Origin of the sequence: Pseudomonas sp. B21-059, assembly GCF_026016285.1 — a bacterium.
GTDB lineage: Bacteria > Pseudomonadota > Gammaproteobacteria > Pseudomonadales > Pseudomonadaceae > Aquipseudomonas > Aquipseudomonas danubii.
In genome coordinates this window covers 1,547,788-1,569,156 of the sequence record NZ_CP087201.1, presented here as the reverse complement: position 1 = coordinate 1,569,156, position 21,369 = coordinate 1,547,788, and the positions used below count along the sequence as shown (strand labels likewise).

The following is a 21,369-nucleotide window of genomic DNA, read 5'->3' as shown; positions in this document are numbered from 1 at the left end:
ATCTCAATGTCCAGTCCCGCCCGCCCACAACCCTGGAAGTTGTGGTCCACCTCTCTCGGTCTGATGGCCCTCAGCGAAGCCAGCCTGGGAGCCGCTGCTGAAGACGCCAAGCGTCACACCGAGGCGACACCTGTCACCCTGGCCCCAACCCATGTGCAAGGGGTGCATCAGCCTGGCTACAAGCGCGAGGCCTCGGATTCGGTGAAGTTCACCGCGCCCCTGCGGGAAACGCCGAAGTCGGTGACCATCATCACCGACACCCTGATGCAGGAACGTGCCGTGTCGACCCTGACCGATGCCTTGCGCACGACCCCGGGCATCACCTTCGGCGCCGGGGAAGGCGGAACGCCGCTGGGGGATCGCCCCTTCATCCGCGGCTTCGAGGCCAGCACCGACATCATGATCGACGGCATCCGCGACGTCGGCCGGATGAACCATGAAGTGTTCAACTACGAGCAGATCGAAATCGTCAAAGGCCCGGGTTCGGCCTACTCGGGACGCGGCTCCACCGGCGGCACCATCAACCTGATCAGCAAAGTACCGCAGCAGGAGGACTTCAGCGCTGGCAGCCTGACCCTGGGCACCGATCATCAGCGGCGCAGCACGCTTGACCTCAACCAGTACCTGCCCGAACAGAACATGGCCCTGCGCCTGAACGCCATGAAGCATGAAGCCGATACCCCCGGGCGCGATCATGTGCAGGTGTCGCGCTGGGGCGTGGCACCGAGCGTGACCTTCGGCCTGAACACCGACACCCGCGCCACCTTGAGCTACTACCACCTGCAGACCGACGACATGCCCGACCAGGGCATCCCGGTGTCGGAAATCTCCGGCAAGCCGATCAAGGTCGACCGCGACAACTTCTATGGCTTCCCCCAGCGCGACTTCCGCAAGACCTCGGCAGACCTTGCGACCTTGCAACTGGAACATGACGTCAACGACCACCTGACCCTGCGCAACACCACCCGCCAGGGCCGCAGCATGCAGGACTACGTCATGAGCCGGCCGATATCCACGGCGGCGCAGGAACAGGCGAACACCGTGCAACGTGCGGCTCGCGGGCGCAACGTGGTCAACGAATCGCTGATCAACCAGACCGACATCTTCGGCACATTCGACACCGGCTCCATCGGCCACAGCTACAGCGCGGGCCTGGAGTTCTCGCGCGAACGGATCGACGTCAAGAATCGTTATGCAAGCCCCAAGAACAGCAACCTGGGCGACCTCAATCACCCCAATCCCAAAGACCCATTCGCCCCGGTGCTACGAGGCGACGGCCAACACACGGTCACCCAACACAACAACCGCGCCGTCTATGTGATGGACACCCTGGCCCTGCACGAGCAATGGGACCTGAACCTGGGGGTGCGCTATGACGCCTATCACGTCAGGGACCCCAGCCAGAGCAACCGCAGCAATATGTGGACCTACCAAAGCGGTATCGTCTTCAAGCCCCTGCCCTACGGCAGCATCTACCTGTCCTACGGCACCTCGTTCAACCCTTCGGGCGAAACCGCCGGGCAGTCGGGCGGCGCCGATGGCGCAGCAGGCGGCCGGCTCAGCAACCTGGACCCGGAAAAGAGCCGCAGCCTCGAACTGGGCACCAAATGGGACCTGCTCAACGAACGCCTGGCCCTGACCGCAGCGGTGTTCAAGACCGAGAAGACCAACGCCCGAACCTACGACCCGATCAGCAACGAAGTGACCCTGGATGGCGATGTCGAAGTGAAAGGTTTTGAAGTCGGGGCTACCGGCCACCTGACCGATCAATGGGAGGTGATGGCGGGCTACACCTACCTGGATGCCAAGACGGTCAAGTACGCCTCAGGCAGGAACACCGACTTCAACGGCAACCAGATGAAATTCATCGCCCCCAACAGCGCCTCGCTGTGGAGCACCTACATGCTCACCGACCGCCTGAAAGTCGGTGCCGGCGCCAACTATGTGGGCGAGCGCTACACCAACGATGAAAACACCCGCAGCCTCGATGCCTACTGGCGCTACGACGCCATGCTGGCCTATCGGGTGAACAAGAACCTGGACCTGCAGTTCAACGTGCTCAACCTCACCGACAAGACCTACTACGACGCCTCCCACGTCGGCATGTTCGCCACTGTCGCGCCAGGGCGCTCTGCCGAGCTGGCGGCGAACGTCAGGTTCTGATGCTTTCGCCGGCAAGCTAGCTCCTACGGAGGGTTGGAGCTGGCTTGTCAGCGAACGCCTGCCTAGAGCAACCGCCGGATCTCCTCCAGCAACTCCCGTGGAATCTGCACCCCGTGCTCCAGGCTGCGCGCCCGGGCCTCGAACCTGCGTTGGGACGGCAACCGCGCTCCATCCCGGGCAATCCCCGCGAACAAAGCCTCCGCCCGCTCCAGCCCCGCCTGATACCCCTGCCCCAGAAACACCTGGGGATCGAACGCCAGCACCAGCTCGCCATGACAAGGCGTCGCCCCGACGCCTTCATCGAAGGCCATGGACTCCACACTGGTGAGGTCGCCAATCAGGGCCCCGGCCAACAACTCGATCATCGCCGCCAGGGCCGAGCCCTTGTGACCGCCAAAGGTCTGCATGGCACCGCGCAATGCAGCCTGGGCGTCAGTGGTGGGTTCGCCGTCGGCATCGATGGCCCAATGGCTGGGAATCGGCTTGCCCTGGCGTGCATGCAATTCGATATCGCCGCGGGCAATGGCGCTGGTGGCGAAGTCGAAGACAAAAGGATCGCCCCCCGGTCGCGGCCAGGCAAAGGCCAGGGGGTTGGTGCCGAACACCGGGTGCCGGCCTCCGGCCGGAGCCACCCAGCTATGACTGGGGTTCATCGCCAGGCCCACCAGCCCGGTGGCGGCAATCGCCTCGACCTCGGGCCACAGGGCGGAAAAGTGGAAACAGCGCTTGATCACCATGGCGGCGACCCCCTGGCTACGAGCCTTCTCCGCCAGGACCGGCAGGCCGGTGTGGAAGCCCAGTAAGGAGTAGCCGTAATGGGCATCCACTTCCAGCACCCCAGGCGACACATGCCGCAGGCTGGGCTCGGCCCGGGGGTCGATCTTGCCTTCGCGCACCGAGCGCACGCAGCCCAGCAGGCGATACACCCCGTGGGAATGGCATTCGTCACGCTGGCCCTGGGTAATGACCTCGGCGATCGCCCGACTGTGAGCGTCGGACAGGCCATGTCGGCTGAGCACCTGGTAGGACAGGCTGCGGACTTCGTCCAATGACAGGGTGATGTATTCAGACATGGTGGAACCTCTATGAGCGGTAAGTGAAAGCTCCTGTGGGAGAGTGTGTTGTGGGGCTGATCGGCCCCTGGCCATCGATCAGTTGCGGTACGTGCAACCGATTGCCGCTGGACAGTTCGGCAGGCAACAGCGCCTCGGGCAGATCCTGGTAGGACACCGGACGCAGAAAGCGCTGGATCGCCAGGCTGCCCACCGAGGTGCTGCGGCTGTCGGAAGTGGCCGGGAACGGCCCGCCATGAACCATGGCGTGGGCCACTTCGACCCCAGTGCCGAATCCGTTGACCAATAGACGTCCGGCCTTGCGCTCCAACAGCGGCAGCAGCGTGCGGACCTGGGGGTGATCGCCATCGCTCAAGTGCAGCGCAATGGTCAACTGGCCCTCCAGGCTCTGCAGCACCTGTTGCAAGGCGGCAAAGTCCGGGCAACGAACGATCAACGAGGCCGGACCAAAGACCTCTTCCCGCAATTGAGCGCAGCCCATGAAGGCCTCGGCCGAGGTGGCGAACAACGCGCCTCGGGCCTGAGTACCCTGCCCCGCCAAGCCCTGGGCCAAGGTCTGCACCTGGGCATGGGCCGCCAGGGCGGCAACGCCCTGGCAGTAACTGCGGTGAATGCCTGGGGTAAGCATGGTCTGCGCTGCCTGTGTGGCTAGGGCAGCGGCAGCGGCGCTTTCAAAGCGCTGCAATGCCGGGCCTTCCAGGGCCAGGATCAAGCCCGGGTTGGTACAGAACTGCCCGGCGCCCTGGGTCAGCGAGGCAACGAACGCCGGGGCAATCTGCTCCGCCCGCGCCTCCAGGGCTTGGGGCAACAACAGCACCGGATTGATGGAGCTCATCTCGGCATACACGGGAATCGGCTCAGGACGTAATGCGGCGATCTGCATCAGCGCGACCCCGCCCGTGCGCGAGCCGGTAAACCCCACTGCCTTGATCCGCGGGTCCGCCACCAGTCCCTGGCCGATGGCCCGGCCGCTGTCGAACAGCAGCGAAAACACCCCCTCGGGCAATCCCAGACTCTGCGCGGCCCGGGCAATGGCCTGCCCCACCAACTCAGATGTCCCGGGGTGCGCCGAGTGGGCCTTGACGATCACCGGACAACCCGCCGCCAGGGCCGAAGCGGTGTCGCCGCCGGCCACGGAAAACGCCAGGGGAAAGTTCGACGCGCCAAACACCGCCACCGGGCCCAGGCCGATATGCCGCAGGCGCAACTCGATCCTGGGCAGAGGCTGACGCTCAGGTTGCGCCGGGTCGATCCTGACCCCGAGAAAACCGCCGTCACGGACCACCTGGGCAAACAGGCGCAATTGGCCGACGGTGCGCCCCCGCTCACCTTCCAGGCGAGCCCGGGGCAAGCCGGTTTCCAAGTGACAGCGCTCAATCAGCTCCTCGCCCAAGCCCAGAACATGGCTGGCAATGCTCTCCAGAAAGGCCGCCCGCTGTGCAAGCGGCAACTGGCGATAAGGATCGAACGCCGCCTCCGCCAGGGCACAGGCGCGCTCAAGTTCAGCGGCCGAGGCGCCACCGAAAGCCGGTTGCAACACCTCGCCACTGGCGGCGGCCAGCCCATGAATCGAGCCCTGGCCGCCAAGCACGGCGGTGTGACCTATCAGCATCTGTCCGGTAACAGTCATGGATAACCTCGTCTGCATGAAAGTGGTCATGGTCATTCCACCTCATCGCCGTCCAGCACCAGCTTGGCACTGGGCACTCCGGTATTGGCGCCCCAGTAGTAGATGCACAGGGCCATGAGGGTGACGGTGAGGGTGTCGTAGGGATGAGTCAGGGCGCCGATGCCGCCGAAGCTACCCAGGTAGGAAATGACAATGGTCAGCCCATAGAAGGCGATCAGCCACAGCGATGAGCGCACCTGCTCGCCCAGGCTCAGGTGGTCGGTGGGCACCAGGCGTTTGCACAGCAGGTAGATCACGAACATCAGGATCTGCAGCCCCAGCAGCCAGGACACCGTGCCCCAGCCGGACCAGTAGACAATCAGTGCCGCGATCACGAACGACACCGGGCCCAGCACTGCAAAGGCGCGGACCCGAAACGGCCGCGCCAGTTGCGGTGCACTCTTGCGCAACGCCGCGACGCTGATGGGGGCCACCGCATAACTGAGCACCAGGGCCGCTGACACCACGTTGATCAGCGCCTCCCACGAGGGGAACGGCAGGGTCCAGAACACCGACAGGCCGAAGGTCAGCCACAGCGCCGGACGCGGGATGCCGGACTCTTCATCGATGCGGGTGAAAACCTTGAAGAAGGTCCCGGTCCGGGCCCAGCCGTAGACCACCCGCGGCGTGGCGTTCATGTAGATGTTGCCGCAGCCACTGGGGGAGATCACCGCGTCGGCCACCACCAGATAGGCCAGCCAGCCGACCCCGAGGGTCAGAGCAATGTCGCGGTACGGCAGAGAGAATTCCTTGCTGATGCCGCTCCAGCCGTTGGCCAGCATTTCCGTGGGAATGCTGCCCAGAAAGGCCAGTTGCAACAGGCCGTAGATCAAGGTCGAGAGCAGCACCGAGAGAATCAGCGCGATGGGAATGGTGCGTTGCGGATTACGCACTTCACTGGCCACGGAGATAATCGGCGTCAGCCCCAGGTAGGCGAAGATGATGCCCCCCGCCGAGACCGCCATCTCGATCCCCGACAGGCCGAACGGGGCAAACCCCTGGACATGGAAGTTGTCGGGCTTGAAGAAGGTGAACAGCACCGCGATCACCAGCAGCGGCACGATGAACTTGAACAGGCTGATGAAGTTGTTGGATTTGGCGAAGGTCTTGACGCTGTAGTAGTTGAGCCAGAAGAACAGGCACAACAGGGCAAACTGCACCAGCCAGCCGATGATGGTCGGGTTGCTGGAGCCTTCGTGGGTCAACGCCGGAAACCAGGCCGCGGCGTATTGCCGGGCCGCCACCACTTCAATCGCCACCAGGCTGGAAAAGGCGATCAGGGTGATGAACCCCATCAAATAGCCCAGCAGCGGGCCATGGGAGAACACCGGGTAGCGCACCACCCCACCGGCCCGGGGCAGGGCGGCCCCCAGCTCGCAGTAAACGATGCCCAACAGCAGCACGGCGAACCCGCCCAGCAGCCAGGAAAAGATCCCCGCCGGCCCGGCAATCGCCGAAACGTGGCTGGCCGCGAACAGCCAGCCGGAACCGAAGATCGCACCCAGACCGATAAAGGTCAGGTCCACCAGAGAGAGTTGTTTCTTGAATTTGCCTTTGCCTGACATGGAGCTGCGCCTTTTTTGAGGTTATTGGAATAGGCAAGTCGAATGTCACGTCGGCGGAGCCGCTCGACGCTTGCAGCACATGGGGTATTGCAGAAGCGGGTGCCCCCACCCAGGGCACCCGACCAAGTCCTGCAGGCCCGTTTCTACAGGCCGACGTCCGGCAGGCTCGGGCGCGTGGCCAGGGCCTTGGCGACCAGGGCTTTGACTTCGGCCAGGGTTTCACCCTGCAGCGCCAGACGCGGCGGCCGGGTGATGGACGAGCCACGGCCCACCAGTTCTTCACAGAGCTTGATGCACTGCACCAGGTCCGGACGAGCGTCCAGGTGCAGCAGCGGCATGAACCAGCGGTACAGGGCCAGGGCCTCCTCGAAGCGTTTTTCCTTGGCCAGGCGGAACAGGGTCTCACCCTCCTTGGGGAAGGCCACGGACATGCCCGAGACCCAGCCCTCGGCCCCCACCGCCACGCTCTCGACCACCACATCGTCGAGACCGGCGAACAGCACGAAGCGATCGCCGACCGCGTTGCGCAGGTCGATGAAACGCCGGGTATCGCCGGAGGAATCCTTGAAGCAGACGATGTTCTCGCAGTCCTGCAGGGCGATCAGCACCTCAGGGGTGACGTCATTCTTGTAGATCGGCGGGTTATTGTAGACCATCACCGGCAGGTCGGTGCCGGTGGCCACCGCACGAAAATGCGCCGCGGTTTCATGAGGCTTGGCCGAGTACACCAGGGCCGGCATCACCATCACCCCATCGACCCCGACCCGAGCCGCTTCGCGCACCGTATGGCGGGCGAACTCGGTGGTGAATTCGGCCACCCCGGCGATCACCGGCACCCGACCGCCGGCGGCGTCCTTGGCGACTTCGATCACCGACAGTTTTTCTGCGGTGCTCAAGGAGGTGTTTTCCCCCACGGTGCCGCACACCACCAGGCCGGATACGCCGTCGTCCACCAGGTTGCGCATGACCTTGTGGGTGGCCTGCAGGTCGAGGGAGAAATCGGCTTTGAATTGAGTGGTCACAGCGGGGAATACACCGCTCCATTGGATGGCTTTACGGCTCATGGTCTTGTCCTTGTTTGAGGTCGGTCGGGCCGACTGACGTTGAAAACCCAGACCAGAGTCGCCTTTTATCCCCCTTGCAGCTTGAGGCTTTTCGCCCCTGCAAGAGACGAAATCGGCACACTCACCCCTCACCCCATTGCGGCTCCAGCGCCACAGCGGTCATCGCGAGACTGTGCTGATTTCGTCATCCGCCACAGCGAAAACCCACAAGCAACGCCGCCCCCGCCAAGGCCACTCTGTAGCTCTTTCCCGTCAGGTGCCGCCATGAAAAAAATAACCGTGATCGACTCACACACCGCAGGTGAACCCACTCGCCTGGTGATCGACGGCTTTCCCGAGCTGGGCCGTGGCTCCATGGCCGAGCGCCTGCAGACCCTGCGCAGCCAGCACGATCACTGGCGCCGCGCCTGCGTCCTCGAGCCCCGGGGCAGCGACGTGCTGGTCGGGGCCCTGCTCTGCGAGCCACAGGCCGGGGATGCCTGTGCCGGCGTGATCTTTTTCAACAACAGCGGCTACCTGGGCATGTGCGGCCACGGCACCATCGGCCTGGTGCGTTCGCTGTACCACCTGGGACGCATCGACTACGGCGTGCACCGCATCGAAACCCCGGTGGGCACGGTGGAGGCCACCTTGCACGACGATCTGTCGGTGAGCGTGCGCAATGTCCCCGCCTATCGCTACCGCACCCAGGTGGCGCTGCAAGTGCCGGGGCACGGCACGGTGCATGGCGATATCGCCTGGGGCGGCAACTGGTTCTTCCTGATCAGCGATCACGGCCAGGACATTGCCCTGGACAATGTCGAAGCCCTGACCCAATTCACCTGGCGCGTGCGCGAGGCCCTGGAAGCCGCCGGGGTGACCGGGGCCGAGGGCGAAGTCATCGACCACATCGAACTGTTCGCCGACGACCCACAGGCCGACAGCCGCAACTTCGTGCTCTGTCCCGGCAAGGCCTACGACCGCTCCCCCTGCGGCACCGGCACCAGCGCCAAGCTGGCCTGCCTGGCGGCGGACGGCAAGCTCGCTCCGGGCCAGACCTGGCGCCAGGCCAGCGTCATCGGCAGCCAGTTCAGCGCCCACTACGAGCAGGCCGGCGAGCGGATCATTCCCACCCTGCGTGGCAGCGCCCATATCAGCGCCGAAGCGACCCTGCTGCTCGATGACAGCGACCCGTTCGCCTGGGGCATCGGCTCGTGAATGCCCAGGGCGAGGCCGACGTGATCGTGGTCGGCGCCGGCATCATCGGTGCCGCCTGCGCCCATGAACTGGCCGGCCGCGGCCTGCGGGTGCAGGTGCTGGACGACGCCCGTGGCGGCGCCACCGGGGCTGGCATGGGCCATCTGGTGGCCATGGACGACAACCCGGCGGAGCTGGCCCTGAGTCATTACTCCATCGGCCTGTGGCAGCAGTTGCGCGAACGTCTGCCCGAGGCCTGCGCCTATCGCAACTGCGGCACCCTGTGGCTGGCCGCCGACCGCGAGGAAATGGACCTGGCGCGAGCCAAGCAGCAGGCCCTGGCAGACCACGGCGTCACCGGCCAACTGCTCGACGGCCCGCAGCTGGCGGCGCTGGAGCCGATGCTGCGCCCGGGCCTGGGCGGCGCCCTGAAGATCCCCGGAGACGGCATTCTCTACGCCCCGGCCACCGCCCACTGGCTGCTCAGCAGCCATCCACTGATCCAGCGCCAGTGCGGCCATGTGCGTAGGGTGGCCGGCGATCAGCTGGAGCTGGACGACGGCCGGGTCCTGCGCGCCCCCCGGGTGCTGCTGGCCAACGGTTTCGCCGCCCGGGAACTGCTGCCGGCCCTGCCCCTGCGGCCGAAGAAGGGCCACCTGCTGATCACCGACCGCTACCCACAACAGGTCCAGCATCAACTGGTCGAACTGGGCTACGCCGCCAGTGCCCACGCCAGTGACGGCACCTCGGTGGCCTTCAACGTCCAGCCGCGTCCGACCGGCCAGTTGCTGATCGGCTCGTCCCGACAATTCGACACCCTCAACCCTCAAGTCGAACCGGCCGTGCTGGCGCCCATGCTGCAACGGGCAGTGGAATACCTGCCGGAGCTGGCAGCGCTCAACGGCATCCGCGCCTGGACCGGCTTTCGCGCCGCCACCCCGGACGGCCTGCCGATCCTGGGTGAACACCCGCAACAGCCGGGCCTGTGGTTGGCCGTCGGGCATGAAGGCCTGGGCGTGACGACCGCCCCCGGCAGCGCGCGGCTGCTGGTGGACCTGATGCTCTGCGAATGCCCGGCAATCGACCCGCGCCCCTATCTGCCCGGACGCTTCGCCGCCCTGACTGGAGAATGCCCGTGATCATCTACCTGGATCAGCAAGCGCTGGAGGTCCGCTCCGGCCTCACGGTGGCCGCTGCCGTAGCCAACAGCGGCGTGCCCTATACCCGCACCGCCTGCAGCGGTGCTCCACGAGCGCCGTTCTGTGGCATGGGCATCTGCCAGGAATGTCGGATGACCATCGACGGTCGCCGTCAACTGGCCTGCCAGACCCTGTGCCGGGATGGCATGCAAGTGGAGCGCAGCCAATGAGCGCCCAACGCCTGCACTGCCAGATCGTCATAGTCGGCAGCGGCCCGGCGGGGCTCGCCGCCGCCCAGGCCGCCAGCCACAGCGCCACCTCGATCCTGATGATCGACGACAACCCGCGGCCCGGCGGACAGATCTGGCGCAATGGCCCCGGGCACCCGCCCACCGCCCTCCAGACCAAGCGTTTCAAGATCCTGCAGCACCCGGCGCTGCGCTACCTCAGCGCCACCCGCATCATCGCCGCCCTGGGCCCGCAACGCCTGTTGCTGGAGGACGCGCAACAGGCCTGGCAGGTGGACTTTGAACAACTGATCCTGTGCTGCGGCGCCCAGGAGTTGCTGCTGCCCTTTCCCGGCTGGACCCTGCCCGGGGTCACCGGCGCCGGGGGCCTGCAGGCCCTGCTGAAGAATGGCCTGCAGGTGAATGGAAAAACCCTGGTGATCGCCGGCAGCGGCCCCTTACTGCTGGCCAGCGCCGCCACCGCGCGCCAGGCTGGCGCCCGCGTGGTGCGGGTGCTGGAACAGGCCCCCGCAGCCTCCGTGCTGGGTTTCGCCGGCCAGCTGTGGCGCTGGCCAAGCAAGCTGGCCCAGGCCCTGAAGCTGGCCACCCCGGCCTACCGTTGCAACGCCCATGTGGTGGAGGCCCTGGGGGACCGGCACCTGCAAGGAGTACGCATCCGCCAGGGCCGGCGCAGCGAGGAAATCCCCTGCGACTACCTGGCCTGCGGCTTCGGCCTGGTGCCCAATACCCGTCTGGCCAGCCATCTGGGCTGTCATCTGGAACACGGCGCCATTGCGGTCGACCAGCAGCAGCGCAGCAGCCTGCCCCAGGTCCTTGCCGCCGGAGAATGCACCGGCATCGGTGGCAGCGAACTGGCCCTGATCGAAGGCGAGATTGCCGGCTGCGTCGCCAGCGGCCAGAGCGCCCGCGCCGCCGGCCTGATCCGCCAGCGCCAGCACTGGCAGGCCTTTGCCAGGCAGTTGCAGCGTCACTTCGAGCTGCAACCGCAGATCCTCGAACTGGCCCGACCCGAGACGCTGCTGTGCCGTTGCGAAGATGTGCCCTACGCTGCGGTGGCGGCGGCAGCCGATTGGCCCAGCGCCAAGTTGCACAGCCGGTGCGGCATGGGGGCCTGCCAGGGCCGGGTCTGCGCCAGCGCCGCCCAGCGCCTGTTCAACTGGCCCACAGTCGCCCCGCGAACGCCGCTGGTGCCGGCCCGGCTCGCCACCCTGATGCTCGACGAGACCTGCCACGACGCCGCAGACTGAGCCCCTGAACCCACCCTGGCCGGGAACACCCGGTCAGCTTGCACAGCCCTTTTGTACCCCCTGGCTTTATCGACACAGATCCATCCCCCAAGCCCCCTAGAGAGAGGCCGACGATGATCGATAGCGCACAGCTCCACCACTTGCCCAGGGCCATCGCCGCCCAATCCCTCGGGGACATCAACAGCCTGCTGGCCAGCATGGCCCCGATCACCCCCCTGCTGGACTGCATTCCCAGCGCAGTGTTCTTCATCAAGGACCTGCAGGCCCGCTACCTGATCGCCAACCTGACCCTGGCCCAGCGCTGCGGCTTCAAGAACATCCGGCCATTGCTCGGCAAGACCTCCGCCGAAGTCTTTCCGGCGGTGCTCGGCCCGGTCTACACCGAGCAGGACCAGCGCGTGCTGCGCCAGGGCATCACCATCAAGGGCCAACTGGAATTGCACCTGTACGGCAGCCGTGAACCCGGCTGGTGCCTGACCCACAAACTGCCGCTGTATGGACACGACCGACAGATCATCGGCATGGCCGGCATCTCCCTGGACCTGCAGGCAGCCCGTGACACCCATCCCGCCTACGAGCGTTTGGCGGCCGTGGACCGGCATATCCGCGAGCACTACAGCGAAGCCATCCGCCTGCAGGATCTGACCCGCATCGCCAACCTGTCCACGGCGCAGCTGGAACGCTACTGCAAGCGCATCTTCCACCTCACGCCCCGGCAGATGATCCACAAGGCACGCCTGGAGCACGCCTCACGGCTGCTGCTGACCCAGGAGCCGATCACCGAGGTGGCGCTGCAATGCGGCTACACCGATCACAGCGCCTTCAGCCGGCAGTTCAAGTCCCTGACCGGACTCAGCCCACGGCAGTTCCGGCTCAACGCCACGACGTAGCCAGGACTTACGCCTGGCAGAAGGTGCAATAGTCGAACAAGCCCGTGAAGCCGACCTTGCGGTAGATCGACAGGCCGTCGAGAGAGGCCTCGAGCACACAGATTTTCGCGCCCTGGGCCTGGATCAGGCGCAGCACCGAGTGGATCAGCGCCGTGGCATAGCCCCGCCCCTGGCACTCCCGCAAAGTGCCGATATCATCCAGCCGCGCCACCCCCGGCCCCAGGGACAGCGTCAGGGCACTCACCGGACGCTGGTCGACATACAAAGTGAAATGGCGCAGGGCCCTGCCGTCCAGCAACGCCGCCCGGTGCCGTTCCAGGTACAGCTCAATGCCTCCGCCATCGGGCTCGAACGCGCTCTGCACCGGCAGCCCCCAATCCTCCAGATGCTCATCGGTGCAACGCACATCCGCCAGTGGCGCCAGTCCCTCCTGCACTTCGTAGGTCGCCAGATCCAGCACCATGCAAGTGGTCTTGTCCGCGGCCATCAGGTGCTGCTGTTGCAACTGCAGACTGACCCGCGACACCTGCGCCTGAGGGATCACCACACAGAACGGCATGCCGGTTCGCTGCAGGAACGCCACGCCCTCGGCCAGTTGCTGGCTGTTGTCGCCAGGCCGGTCCTTCATCATCAACAGATTCAGGCTGCTGGCTTCAAGCCCGGTGCAATAGGCACTCAGATCGGCGCCGAAGCGCCGATGGAACTGCGAGATGGAAACGAAGAAATAGTCTTCCGCCTGGTGATACAGATCGATGATCGACGCGCTGGGCACCTGCACCATCTGCTACCTCCTTGAGCCTCGCGACGCGCCATGCGCCGCCTGACCCGGGCCACGTTAAGCCCACAGGCCCAGCGGCTCCAGCACAATCCTGTTTTATTGTGCGAAGGGATGTTCTGAGGTGTAAGCAAAAAGCGGAGCGCCTTGCTCATGTGGCGAGTTCCGCCGCCACATGAGCTGCAACAGTGCAGTTCTCAGCGCACGGACGGCCTATTCGTAATAACCCACAGTCTTCTTCAAGTGATCCGCATACTCGTAGATTTCGTCGACGGAACTGATCGGATGACGTGTCTCGACTTTGTCCTGGTCGAAAATGCCGATGTACTTCTGGGCTCGATTGAAATGCAAACGGCAGATGGGCTTGCGATTGTTATCGTCGAGCAAAATACCGAAGTAGCTCTGGGTATCGCGCTGGACAATACGCTTGGCATCAACCACTGAACGCACCACCGCCCGCACAATGTGATACGCCTCCAGCTCCTCCAGCGTAGTGAAGATCTTTTCCTCAGATCCGTCCGTCTCAGTGGTCTCCTGCACATCGTTGATAGGTGCCGAGTGCTGATTAATGACCACCTGGCTGGAGCCACTCATTGCCGACTTGAGACGATCATTGATCTGGTCATTGAGAAACTGACCGAGCGCCTTGCGGGTCAATTCATAAAACTGCTCCCGCACTTTTTGGGTGATCACACCTTCATAGACCCGGGACGCAAAAACCTTCACCAAGTCGTCGTCGGGTTTGCTCACCTGAGACGCAATGACCTTCTTGATCTGGCTGACGTACTTCAACTCCCCCGCTGCACTAAGAACCGATTCAACGTCAAACGCCGACTTGGTCAACTTGATCAATTCAGGGACGGAGTATTCGTCGATATCCAGCAGATCAAGTTCAAGGAAGGGCTTTTCATCCATCTTGTTCGGCGCATCCAGATCGGTGAAGAACTTGTAGACCTGACCATTAGTAAGAATGGAAATGCGCGCACTGGTGACATGAAAATAACGAAACAACTGAGAAGCATGATTGATGTGCAGCGGCTCACCGATTTTCTTGCACTCGATGAGTATCTGCACCTCGCCATCCTTGATGATCGCGTAATCGATCTTCTCGCCCTTCTTGGTTCCAACATCACAGACGAATTCAGGGGTCACCTCCATGGGATCGAAGACGTCATAACCCAGAACCGTATTGATAAAGGGCATGACGAAAGCGTTCTTCGTTGCCTCTTCAGTTTGAATGGCTGCGCCTTGCAAACGCACCTTGGCAGCAAGACTGGTTAGTTTTTCGAAAAATTCCATGAGCGACCTCTGACTGATACCGATCCGTGAGTTAGCGTGCTGGCACTTTGACCGCCAATAGATACTAGACACAAACCGTCACCTAGACAGACATCCACATCAAGTGAGGCGCACTTCAGTCAAGGGCAGCACTAAACCGCAGACGACATCAACGATGCATCAGCAATTCTCATAAACAGACAGAGGTTCGGGAGGAACGCTGAACAGCCGCTTTGCGCTCCTCCAACGATCAGGAGTGGCTGATCATCACTCAACCATCCATACGCTCGGTGTGACGTCCGGCCTGGATGGCCTTGGCCATTTGCAGGTGGTTCTCCAGCTTGGGCAGGGTTTCCTCGGCGAAGGCCTTGAGTTGCGGCACGTTACTGGTTTGCGCCTGTTGCTGGATCTGTCGGATCGCCGCTTCAGTGGCCTTGATCTGGTTGGCGGCATAGGCGCGGTCGAAATCCGTCCCCTCGGGTAGCTGCGGCATCAAGCGCTTGGCCTGGTCCATGACCTGCTCTCGGGGGGCCACCGGCAGGTCCAGTTGCCTGGCGATTTTGGCCAAGTGCTGGTTGGCCGTGGTGCGATCGTTGATCACCTGAATGGTGTATTCCTTTACCGCCCTGGACGAGGTGTGCCGATGCGCCAGGCGGCTGGCTTCGATATCGGCCATGCCCTTGGCCGAGGCGTCGTCGATAAAGGCCGCGGGGGACTGGGCCAGGGCGTTGCTGGCGCCAAGGCCGAGCAACAGGGCCAGGCCGGCACGACCGAGGATGGTGGCCATGGGGTTCATGCTGGGAGTCTCCTCTTGCAAGTCAGTACGGCGGGAGCCACAGCACCCGCCTGCATAGGGAAAACCCGAAGCCGCAAAGGTTTAGAAAAATCGCCGGTGGAACGACGAATGGCGAGTCGTACAGGCCGGAAGCAGAGCCTCGCCCCTGGCCAGGACCTCAGGCGCTGGAGCGGCTTTTGCGCTCGCGCTTGACCGCGTACATCGCCTCATCGGCGTGCTTGAACAGCTGCTTTTCTTCCAGGCCATGTTCGGGGTACAGGCCAATGCCGATACTCGGCAGGATGTTCAGCGAATGGCCATCCAGGCGCAGCGGCTCGTTGAGCGCGCGGCGAATCTTCTCGGCGACATGCTGGGCATCGTCGCTGTGCTGCACGCTCTCCAGCAGCACCACGAACTCATCGCCGCCCATGCGTGCCACGGTGTCGGTTTCCCGTACGCAGCCTTTGAGGCGATTGGCCACCGCTTGCAGCAGCATGTCGCCCACAGCATGCCCGCAGGTGTCGTTGACCTCCTTGAACTTGTCCAGGTCGACATACAGCAAGGCCATGCGTCCCGAGTCGCGCCGGGCCCGAGCCAGGGCTGAACGCAAGCGCTCGCGCAGCAGCTCGCGGTTAGGCAGGTGAGTCAGTTGATCGTACTCAGCCATGTAATGCAGGCGCGCATGCAATTGCGCCCGTTCGATGGCCGCGGCGAGCTGGGCGCTGACGTACTGCAGCAATTCCAGCTCTGCTTCCCCGTAGCCCTGGGCACCGGGTGCACTTTTGACCATGAGCACGCCGATGGTGCCCTTCTGCGAATTCAGTGGCACGCCCAACCAGCAGCGAGGACCTTGAACGACGGCGAACTGGTTCCACAAATCCCGGCTCAACGGACACTCCGGTGCCAGCAGCAAGGACTGGCCGTGCCGCAGCACCTGCGCGCAGAAACGCCCGATCAGGGTCCCGGGCAGTTCCGGGCTGCTTTCGCAGTCATCGACGTGATAAGGAAAGTTCAGGCTATCGCTGCGCTCGTCGTACAGCGCCAGAACGAAATTGAGCGCCGGCAGCCACTCACCGATGATCCGATGCACATGCTTGAACAGCACCAGCAGGTCCTCGGTGGCGTGGGCCGCTTCGGAAATGGCATACAACGCCGCCTGTTTCGATTCGGCCTGTTTGCGCTCGGTAATGTCCCGGGCCACGGCGATGCGCAACTGGTCCACTTCCGACCAGCGCGCCGACCAGAGGATGTGCGCCACCCGCCCGTCCTTGCGCAGGTAACGGTTCTCGAAATTGGGCTTGGGCACGCCCCCCATGATTTCCCGGGCGGCCTGCAGGGTGCGCTCACGATCGGCCGGGTGCACCAGCTCGATCATCGGCCGGCCGATCAGCTCGTCGGCGGTGTAGCCGAAGACCCGCTCGCAGGCGGCACTGACAAATACGAAACGACCCTGGCTATCTACGGCGCACACGACGTCCAGAAGCAGATCGATGAAACTCGCCAGAGGCGCGGAGTTCTTGGTTGCCATCAGAGAAAGCTACTACCCATGAAAAATGCACTGAGTACCCATCCCTTGAGCCCGGTCAGCCAGTGACGAACACCGGCTGAACACCACCCTCGCACTCCGCGAGCGGCGTTATGCCTTGTTGCCGATCAGCCCCGGCACCGCATGCAGCAGGGCATTGATCGCGAAACCGATGAACATCACCCCGCAGACCCGGGTGATCGCCAGCTCGTGACGCTGATACCAACTGCGTACCTGCCGCGCACCCACCACGCCGATGAGAATAGCGTAAGCGCCGAGGCCGCCCAGGAAGCTCAGGGCAATCAGGCCGGGAAGCATGGACCAGCTGAGCAGCTCCGCACGACTGGACAGCAGGGCGGTGAACGTCGCCACCGCCACCGGATAAGCCTTGGGGTTGGTCAGGCCGAAGATGATCCCGTGCCAGAACGGATTGCGCGCTGCTCCCTGAGGCTCATCGCCATTGCCACCACGACTGCGGATCGCCCGCAGCCCCAGCCAGAACAGGTACAGACCGCTGAGCACCCCGAGAATGTTGAAGGCGTCGCTGCCGATTTCCCGGGCGCCGACAATGGCGATCAGTGCCGTACTGCACCAGACCACATCCCCCAGCAAGTGCCCGCAGAGAAACCCTGCGCCAGCCTGTCGACCACGGGAAGCGCCAATACCGAAGACCGCCAGGACCCCGGGCCCGGGGGTGATCGCGTAAATGAAACCCGAGGCGATAACAGCCAGCAACAGCGATGAGGTCATCAGCAAGACTCCAGAACGGATGCACCTCACGGCAACGCCAGGCACAGAACGAATCTGGCGGATTCTGCACGATCAAGGCACCTTGCCACCAGCGGCTTTCGTCAGCTGCTTCCCGGTAGCGGCGCCTCAGTCGGCGGGGTAAAAGCGCATTCCTGCGTAAGGATGTTCGCGACAGGCCCGTAATCGCGAAGCCAAGTCACCGACATGAACCTCCAGTCGATGCCCATCGGGATCGAGAAAATAAAACGACGCGCCCTCGCTGCGGTTGTCGCGCCACTCCGGCACTCGCGCCTCACGCAGGCGCGGGACCAGCGCTGCAAAATCTGCAGCGCCGACGCCAAAGGCGTAATGGGTGTAATCGGCAACTGCCGGTGCCTGCCGTTGCGGGTCCAGGGACAGGCACAGCCACAGTCCCGGCAGTGACAGGTAGGCTCCCGTATCCCAGGTGGCCTCCAGACGCAGTTGCAACAGCGAGTGATAGAAGGCCAGGCTGCGGGGCAAGTCGCTGACCGCCAGGGTCAGGTGATTGAGGCCGGTGAGCATCGATTACTGTCCTTTCAGGGCTTTGCTCAGTGCATAGCGCTGGCCGTCATAATGCAGGGTCGCCACCGTGTTCCTGGGCGGCAGATCACGGCTTTCACAGCCGTCGCTGCCCTTGAAATGCTTGGTGCTGACTTCACGGGTACGCACGATCAGATCGGCGTAACCGTTGCGCTGGCCACTGCCGACTTCCAGGGTCCGGTGCAGGGTCCGGGAGCGGCCCTCGCACTCACTGCCCCAGCCAAACTCGCCGTGGCTCTCATCCATCACCAATCCTTCCAGCAGCGGCAGGACTTCCTTGTCTTCACGTCGATACAGGGTCAGCACGCTTTTCTCGTAGGGCATGGCACTGGAGCTGTGGTGATAGAGAACCCGCAGGCCAAAGGCTCGCTGCTCTTTATTCAAACGGTAGCGCCCGGTGTCGATCTGCAGCCCCTGCAGGGCCACGGCATCGGAGAACAGAGCAGAATCCTTGTAGTTGCTGGCCAGGGTCCAACCGGAGTCGATGTCCTGCAGCGATACGTCCAGGCTGTAGCTGCTGACGTCGCCAGTCTGGCTCCCGGGCATGGGCGTCGCCCGGGCACTGATGCTCAGCTCCGGCTCCGCGGGCCAGGGCTTGCAGACATAGAACTCTCCGGGAACACCCGTCGTGTTGTCGCACCCCGCCTGCGCCGCCGTGACACCCCCCAACCCGGCACAAAGGGCCAGGCCCAGGCCGCATGATTCAAGCCACTTCATCAAAACTCCCTCAGATACCGCTGTAGCCATTGGGCAGCACATAACGCTGGCCGTCGTAATGCAGAGTGATGAGCACCGGCTTGGCGGTCACGGACTTGGACTGGCACTCCTCCCCGACTTTTTCGCTCCGGGTACTGACGCTGACCGAACGCACGATCAGGTCGGCATAACCATGGCTGCGGGTCTTGGCGATCTCCAGGGTACGCGTGGTTTCAGTGCCCTCGCCGGCGCACTGGCCATCCCATTCTCCGTTGTAGGAATGGGCCAGGAACTTCTCCAGCACCGGGCGCAGGGTGCTGCCTTCGCGCACATACAGGCTGAGCCAGATCTGATTGAAAGGGTTGACCCGGGACGAGCCCTCGAACCCGGCCCGAACCCCGAAGGCCCGCACTTGTGGCGCCAGTTGGAAGCGCCCGGTGTCGAGCTTCACGCTTTCCAGGCGGAAGGCGTCGGAGACGAAAGCCACAGGCTGCCTGTAACTGGCCAGGGGCTTGCCGCTGTTGCGGTCCAGCACCGCCAGTTGCAGGTTGTAGGTGCCGTCACCGTTGCCGGTGTCGCTGGGGTCCGGGACCTGTTCCGACAGCAGGCTGATGCTCTGGTCGTCAAAGGCCGGCCAGTCCTTGCACAGGGAAAAGCCCGGAACCTCGGCGTTGCGTGGCGGCGGCAGGCACTGGGCCGCGACGGATGTGGTGCCGGCCAGCAGCGCCAGGCTGCCCAGAAGCGGGATCAAAGAAGAGCGACGGAACATTCACGACTCCTTGTGACAGGCGGATACAGCGCGATTTCAGGTCGCACTATCCTCTGCCCCGTCGACGCTTTCAACGCTGGGAGCACGCGCGTGGGAGTGACCTTGCCTTGTAACAACTGCAGGCCTGACGAATGGCCGGACCTGGGCTAGGGTATGACGAGGTAATATGTTGTATTACACACCACTACAACGAGACTGCCATGTCCATCATGTCCCTGCGCTTGCCCGATGAACTTGCTGAAACTCTGGCCCTGCTGGCAAAAGCCACCGGACGCAGCAAGTCGTTTCTCGCCGTGGACGCCCTGCGTGAATACCTGGCGCGGGAAGCCTGGCAAATCGAGGAAATCCAGAAGGCCCTGAACGAGGCCGACGCAGGTGACTTCGCCAGTGCCGAAGAAGTGGCGGCCATCGCCGGCAAGTGGACCGACAATGCGCATTGAATGGCTACGCAGCGCCCTGAACAACCTGGACGCTGAGGCCCGTCATATCGCCCAGGACGATCCCCGGGCCGCCGGGGAATTTGTCAGGGCGCTGTTGATCAGTATCGAGCAACTGGCCCGGTTCCCCTCAAGTGGCCGCGAAGGCCGCCTGCCCGGCACCCGGGAATGGGTAGTGCCGGGCTGGCCTTACCTGATTCCCTACCGGGTGCGCGGGGACCGGCTACAGATTCTGCGAATTTTCCATACCCGCCGTCAGCCCCCGGCACGTTGGTGAACGCTTCACTTGTAGGAGCTGGCTTGCCAGCGAAATGGACCTACCCGTTCCTCAAAACGCGCTACGGAAAATCTCTTCGATCTGCCGTTGCTCCGCCGGACGCGGGTTGGTCAGGCCGCAGGCGTCTTTCAGGGCATTGGCCGCCAGCAGTGGAATGTCCTGCAACTTGGCGCCCAGTTCCCGCAAACCGGCGGGGATTTCCACGTCCCGAGCCAAAGCGCGAATCGCCGCGATTGCCGCCTGGGCCCCCTCCTCCGGACTGAAGCCTCGAATATCCGCCCCCAGGGCGTGGGCCACATCGGTCAGGCGCTCGGCACAGACGCTGGCGTTGAAGCTCTGCACATGGGGCAACAGCACCGCGTTGCACACGCCATGGGGCAGGTCATAGAAGCCACCCAACTGGTGAGCCATGGCATGCACGAAGCCCAGGGAAGCGTTGTTGAAGGCCATGCCGGCGAGGAACTGCGCATACGCCATGTTCTCCCGGGCCAGCAAATCGCTGCCGTCGTGCACCGCCTGGCGCAAGTTCGCGCTGATCATGCTGATGGCTTTGAGCGCACAGGCATCGGTGATCGGGTTGGCGGCGGTGGACACATAGGCCTCCACCGCGTGGGTCAGGGCGTCCATGCCGGTGGCGGCGGTCAACCCCTTGGGCATCGCCACCATCAGCGCCGGATCGTTGACCGACAGCAGTGGCGTGACGTTGCGGTCGACGATGGCCATTTTCACGTGGCGCGACTCGTCGGTGATGATGCAGAAGCGGGTCATCTCGCTGGCGGTGCCAGCGGTGGTGTTGATGGCAATCAACGGCAGTTGTGGCTTGCTCGACTGGTCGACCCCTTCGTAGTCGCCAATGTGTCCGCCGTTGGTTGCACACAGGGCAATACCCTTGGCGCAGTCATGGGGCGAGCCGCCGCCCAGGGAGATGACGAAATCACACTGCGACTGCTGCAACTGCGCCAGCCCTTGCTCGACGTTGGCGATGCTCGGATTGGGCTTGGCGCCATCGAAGATCACCGAATCGATGTCCTGCATGGCCAACTTCTCGGCGATCATGCCCGCCACCCCGGCCTTGGCCAGGCCGACGTCAGTGACGATCAGCGCCTTGCGAAACCCATAATTGCGAATGGCGCTCATGGCCTCGTCCAGGCAATTGATGCCCATGATGTTGACGGCTGGGATGAAGAAGGTGCTGCTCATGAGGAAGTCTCCAGGCGAATGCCCAATGCGGGGTGTCGATTCATGTCTGCCCGACAGGATCGACTCATCGGTCACGGGCGATCTTGATCTGG

The 21,369-nt window shown here is 63.8% G+C and carries 21 protein-coding genes; 8 read left to right on the top strand and 13 right to left on the bottom strand.

Going from position 1 to position 21,369, the window contains the following annotated elements:
- Positions 1 to 6 precede the first annotated feature (6 nt).
- Positions 7 to 2,163 (top strand): TonB-dependent receptor, encoded by a 2,157-nt coding sequence (locus tag LOY69_RS07105; protein WP_265074316.1) that lies wholly within the window; start codon positions 7 to 9, stop codon positions 2,161 to 2,163.
- Positions 2,164 to 2,225: 62 nt separating this feature from the next.
- On the opposite strand, the gene LOY69_RS07100 is transcribed toward LOY69_RS07105, so the two are convergent.
- From LOY69_RS07100 to LOY69_RS07085, 4 genes are all read right to left on the bottom strand, one after another.
- Positions 2,226 to 3,236: an Ldh family oxidoreductase gene (locus LOY69_RS07100; RefSeq protein WP_102878699.1), complete on the bottom strand. Its 1,011-nt coding sequence runs from the start codon at positions 3,234 to 3,236 to the stop codon at positions 2,226 to 2,228.
- A 10-nt stretch (positions 3,237 to 3,246) separates the two neighbouring features.
- Positions 3,247 to 4,866 (bottom strand): aldehyde dehydrogenase (NADP(+)), encoded by a 1,620-nt coding sequence (locus LOY69_RS07095; protein ID WP_265074315.1) that lies wholly within the window; start codon positions 4,864 to 4,866, stop codon positions 3,247 to 3,249.
- Positions 4,867 to 4,898: 32 nt separating this feature from the next.
- Positions 4,899 to 6,470: an APC family permease gene (locus LOY69_RS07090; RefSeq protein WP_102878697.1), complete on the bottom strand. Its 1,572-nt coding sequence runs from the start codon at positions 6,468 to 6,470 to the stop codon at positions 4,899 to 4,901.
- A gap of 143 nt (positions 6,471 to 6,613) precedes the next feature.
- Positions 6,614 to 7,534, bottom strand: coding sequence for a dihydrodipicolinate synthase family protein (locus tag LOY69_RS07085; RefSeq protein ID WP_102878696.1), 921 nt, complete (start codon positions 7,532 to 7,534; stop codon positions 6,614 to 6,616).
- A gap of 264 nt (positions 7,535 to 7,798) precedes the next feature.
- On the opposite strand from LOY69_RS07085, the gene LOY69_RS07080 reads away from it, so the two are divergent.
- The 5 genes from LOY69_RS07080 to LOY69_RS07060 all read left to right on the top strand — a co-directional run bounded on the left by LOY69_RS07080 (position 7,799) and on the right by LOY69_RS07060 (position 12,234).
- Positions 7,799 to 8,731 carry a 4-hydroxyproline epimerase gene (locus LOY69_RS07080; RefSeq protein ID WP_265074314.1) on the top strand — a complete coding sequence of 311 codons (933 nt, stop codon included), beginning with the start codon at positions 7,799 to 7,801 and terminating at the stop codon, positions 8,729 to 8,731.
- The gene (locus LOY69_RS07075; RefSeq protein WP_265074313.1) at positions 8,728 to 9,849 is read left to right on the top strand and encodes an NAD(P)/FAD-dependent oxidoreductase; all 1,122 of its coding nucleotides are present in this window, start codon (positions 8,728 to 8,730) and stop codon (positions 9,847 to 9,849) included. Before LOY69_RS07080 ends, LOY69_RS07075 begins: the two co-directional genes overlap by 4 nt.
- Positions 9,846 to 10,079, top strand: a complete 234-nt coding sequence (locus LOY69_RS07070; RefSeq protein ID WP_110595240.1) for a (2Fe-2S)-binding protein — start codon at positions 9,846 to 9,848, stop codon at positions 10,077 to 10,079. Before LOY69_RS07075 ends, LOY69_RS07070 begins: the two co-directional genes overlap by 4 nt.
- Positions 10,076 to 11,344 carry an FAD/NAD(P)-binding oxidoreductase gene (locus tag LOY69_RS07065; RefSeq protein ID WP_265074312.1) on the top strand — a complete coding sequence of 423 codons (1,269 nt, stop codon included), beginning with the start codon at positions 10,076 to 10,078 and terminating at the stop codon, positions 11,342 to 11,344. The genes LOY69_RS07070 and LOY69_RS07065 overlap by 4 nt, the downstream gene beginning before the upstream one ends.
- A gap of 113 nt (positions 11,345 to 11,457) precedes the next feature.
- Complete coding sequence (locus tag LOY69_RS07060; RefSeq protein WP_102861566.1) at positions 11,458 to 12,234, top strand: AraC family transcriptional regulator; 777 nt, start codon at positions 11,458 to 11,460, stop codon at positions 12,232 to 12,234.
- Positions 12,235 to 12,241: 7 nt separating this feature from the next.
- Here LOY69_RS07060 and LOY69_RS07055 read toward each other — a convergent pair whose 3' ends face one another.
- From LOY69_RS07055 to LOY69_RS07020, 8 genes are all read right to left on the bottom strand, one after another.
- Entirely contained in the window at positions 12,242 to 13,015 is a 774-nt protein-coding gene (locus tag LOY69_RS07055) for a GNAT family N-acetyltransferase (RefSeq protein WP_265074311.1), read from the bottom strand.
- 207 nt (positions 13,016 to 13,222) lie between these two features.
- Positions 13,223 to 14,308 (bottom strand): type I restriction endonuclease, encoded by a 1,086-nt coding sequence (locus LOY69_RS07050; protein ID WP_102861564.1) that lies wholly within the window; start codon positions 14,306 to 14,308, stop codon positions 13,223 to 13,225.
- A gap of 250 nt (positions 14,309 to 14,558) precedes the next feature.
- Positions 14,559 to 15,083 (bottom strand): DUF4142 domain-containing protein, encoded by a 525-nt coding sequence (locus LOY69_RS07045; RefSeq protein WP_265074310.1) that lies wholly within the window; start codon positions 15,081 to 15,083, stop codon positions 14,559 to 14,561.
- 157 nt (positions 15,084 to 15,240) lie between these two features.
- Entirely contained in the window at positions 15,241 to 16,590 is a 1,350-nt protein-coding gene (locus LOY69_RS07040; protein ID WP_102878690.1) for a GGDEF domain-containing protein, read from the bottom strand.
- A 108-nt stretch (positions 16,591 to 16,698) separates the two neighbouring features.
- Positions 16,699 to 17,337 carry a LysE family translocator gene (locus tag LOY69_RS07035; protein WP_102878689.1) on the bottom strand — a complete coding sequence of 213 codons (639 nt, stop codon included), beginning with the start codon at positions 17,335 to 17,337 and terminating at the stop codon, positions 16,699 to 16,701.
- A gap of 126 nt (positions 17,338 to 17,463) precedes the next feature.
- Positions 17,464 to 17,880, bottom strand: coding sequence for a fosfomycin resistance glutathione transferase (gene fos, locus LOY69_RS07030; RefSeq protein WP_265074309.1), 417 nt, complete (start codon positions 17,878 to 17,880; stop codon positions 17,464 to 17,466).
- 3 nt (positions 17,881 to 17,883) lie between these two features.
- Positions 17,884 to 18,615: a hypothetical protein gene (locus LOY69_RS07025; RefSeq protein ID WP_253163034.1), complete on the bottom strand. Its 732-nt coding sequence runs from the start codon at positions 18,613 to 18,615 to the stop codon at positions 17,884 to 17,886.
- 10 nt (positions 18,616 to 18,625) lie between these two features.
- Positions 18,626 to 19,363 carry a hypothetical protein gene (locus LOY69_RS07020; protein ID WP_253083877.1) on the bottom strand — a complete coding sequence of 246 codons (738 nt, stop codon included), beginning with the start codon at positions 19,361 to 19,363 and terminating at the stop codon, positions 18,626 to 18,628.
- Between the two features lie 200 nt (positions 19,364 to 19,563).
- Here LOY69_RS07020 and LOY69_RS07015 point away from each other — a divergent pair, with 200 nt between their 5' ends.
- Both LOY69_RS07015 and LOY69_RS07010 read left to right on the top strand, forming a co-directional pair.
- Positions 19,564 to 19,803 (top strand): CopG family ribbon-helix-helix protein, encoded by a 240-nt coding sequence (locus LOY69_RS07015; protein ID WP_092320301.1) that lies wholly within the window; start codon positions 19,564 to 19,566, stop codon positions 19,801 to 19,803.
- The gene (locus LOY69_RS07010; protein WP_110595048.1) at positions 19,793 to 20,077 is read left to right on the top strand and encodes a type II toxin-antitoxin system RelE/ParE family toxin; all 285 of its coding nucleotides are present in this window, start codon (positions 19,793 to 19,795) and stop codon (positions 20,075 to 20,077) included. The genes LOY69_RS07015 and LOY69_RS07010 overlap by 11 nt, the downstream gene beginning before the upstream one ends.
- Before the next feature lie 51 nt (positions 20,078 to 20,128).
- Here the strand turns inward: LOY69_RS07010 and yiaY are convergent, their stop codons facing one another.
- Positions 20,129 to 21,277: an L-threonine dehydrogenase gene (gene yiaY, locus LOY69_RS07005; protein WP_102878685.1), complete on the bottom strand. Its 1,149-nt coding sequence runs from the start codon at positions 21,275 to 21,277 to the stop codon at positions 20,129 to 20,131.
- Positions 21,278 to 21,369 lie beyond the last annotated feature (92 nt).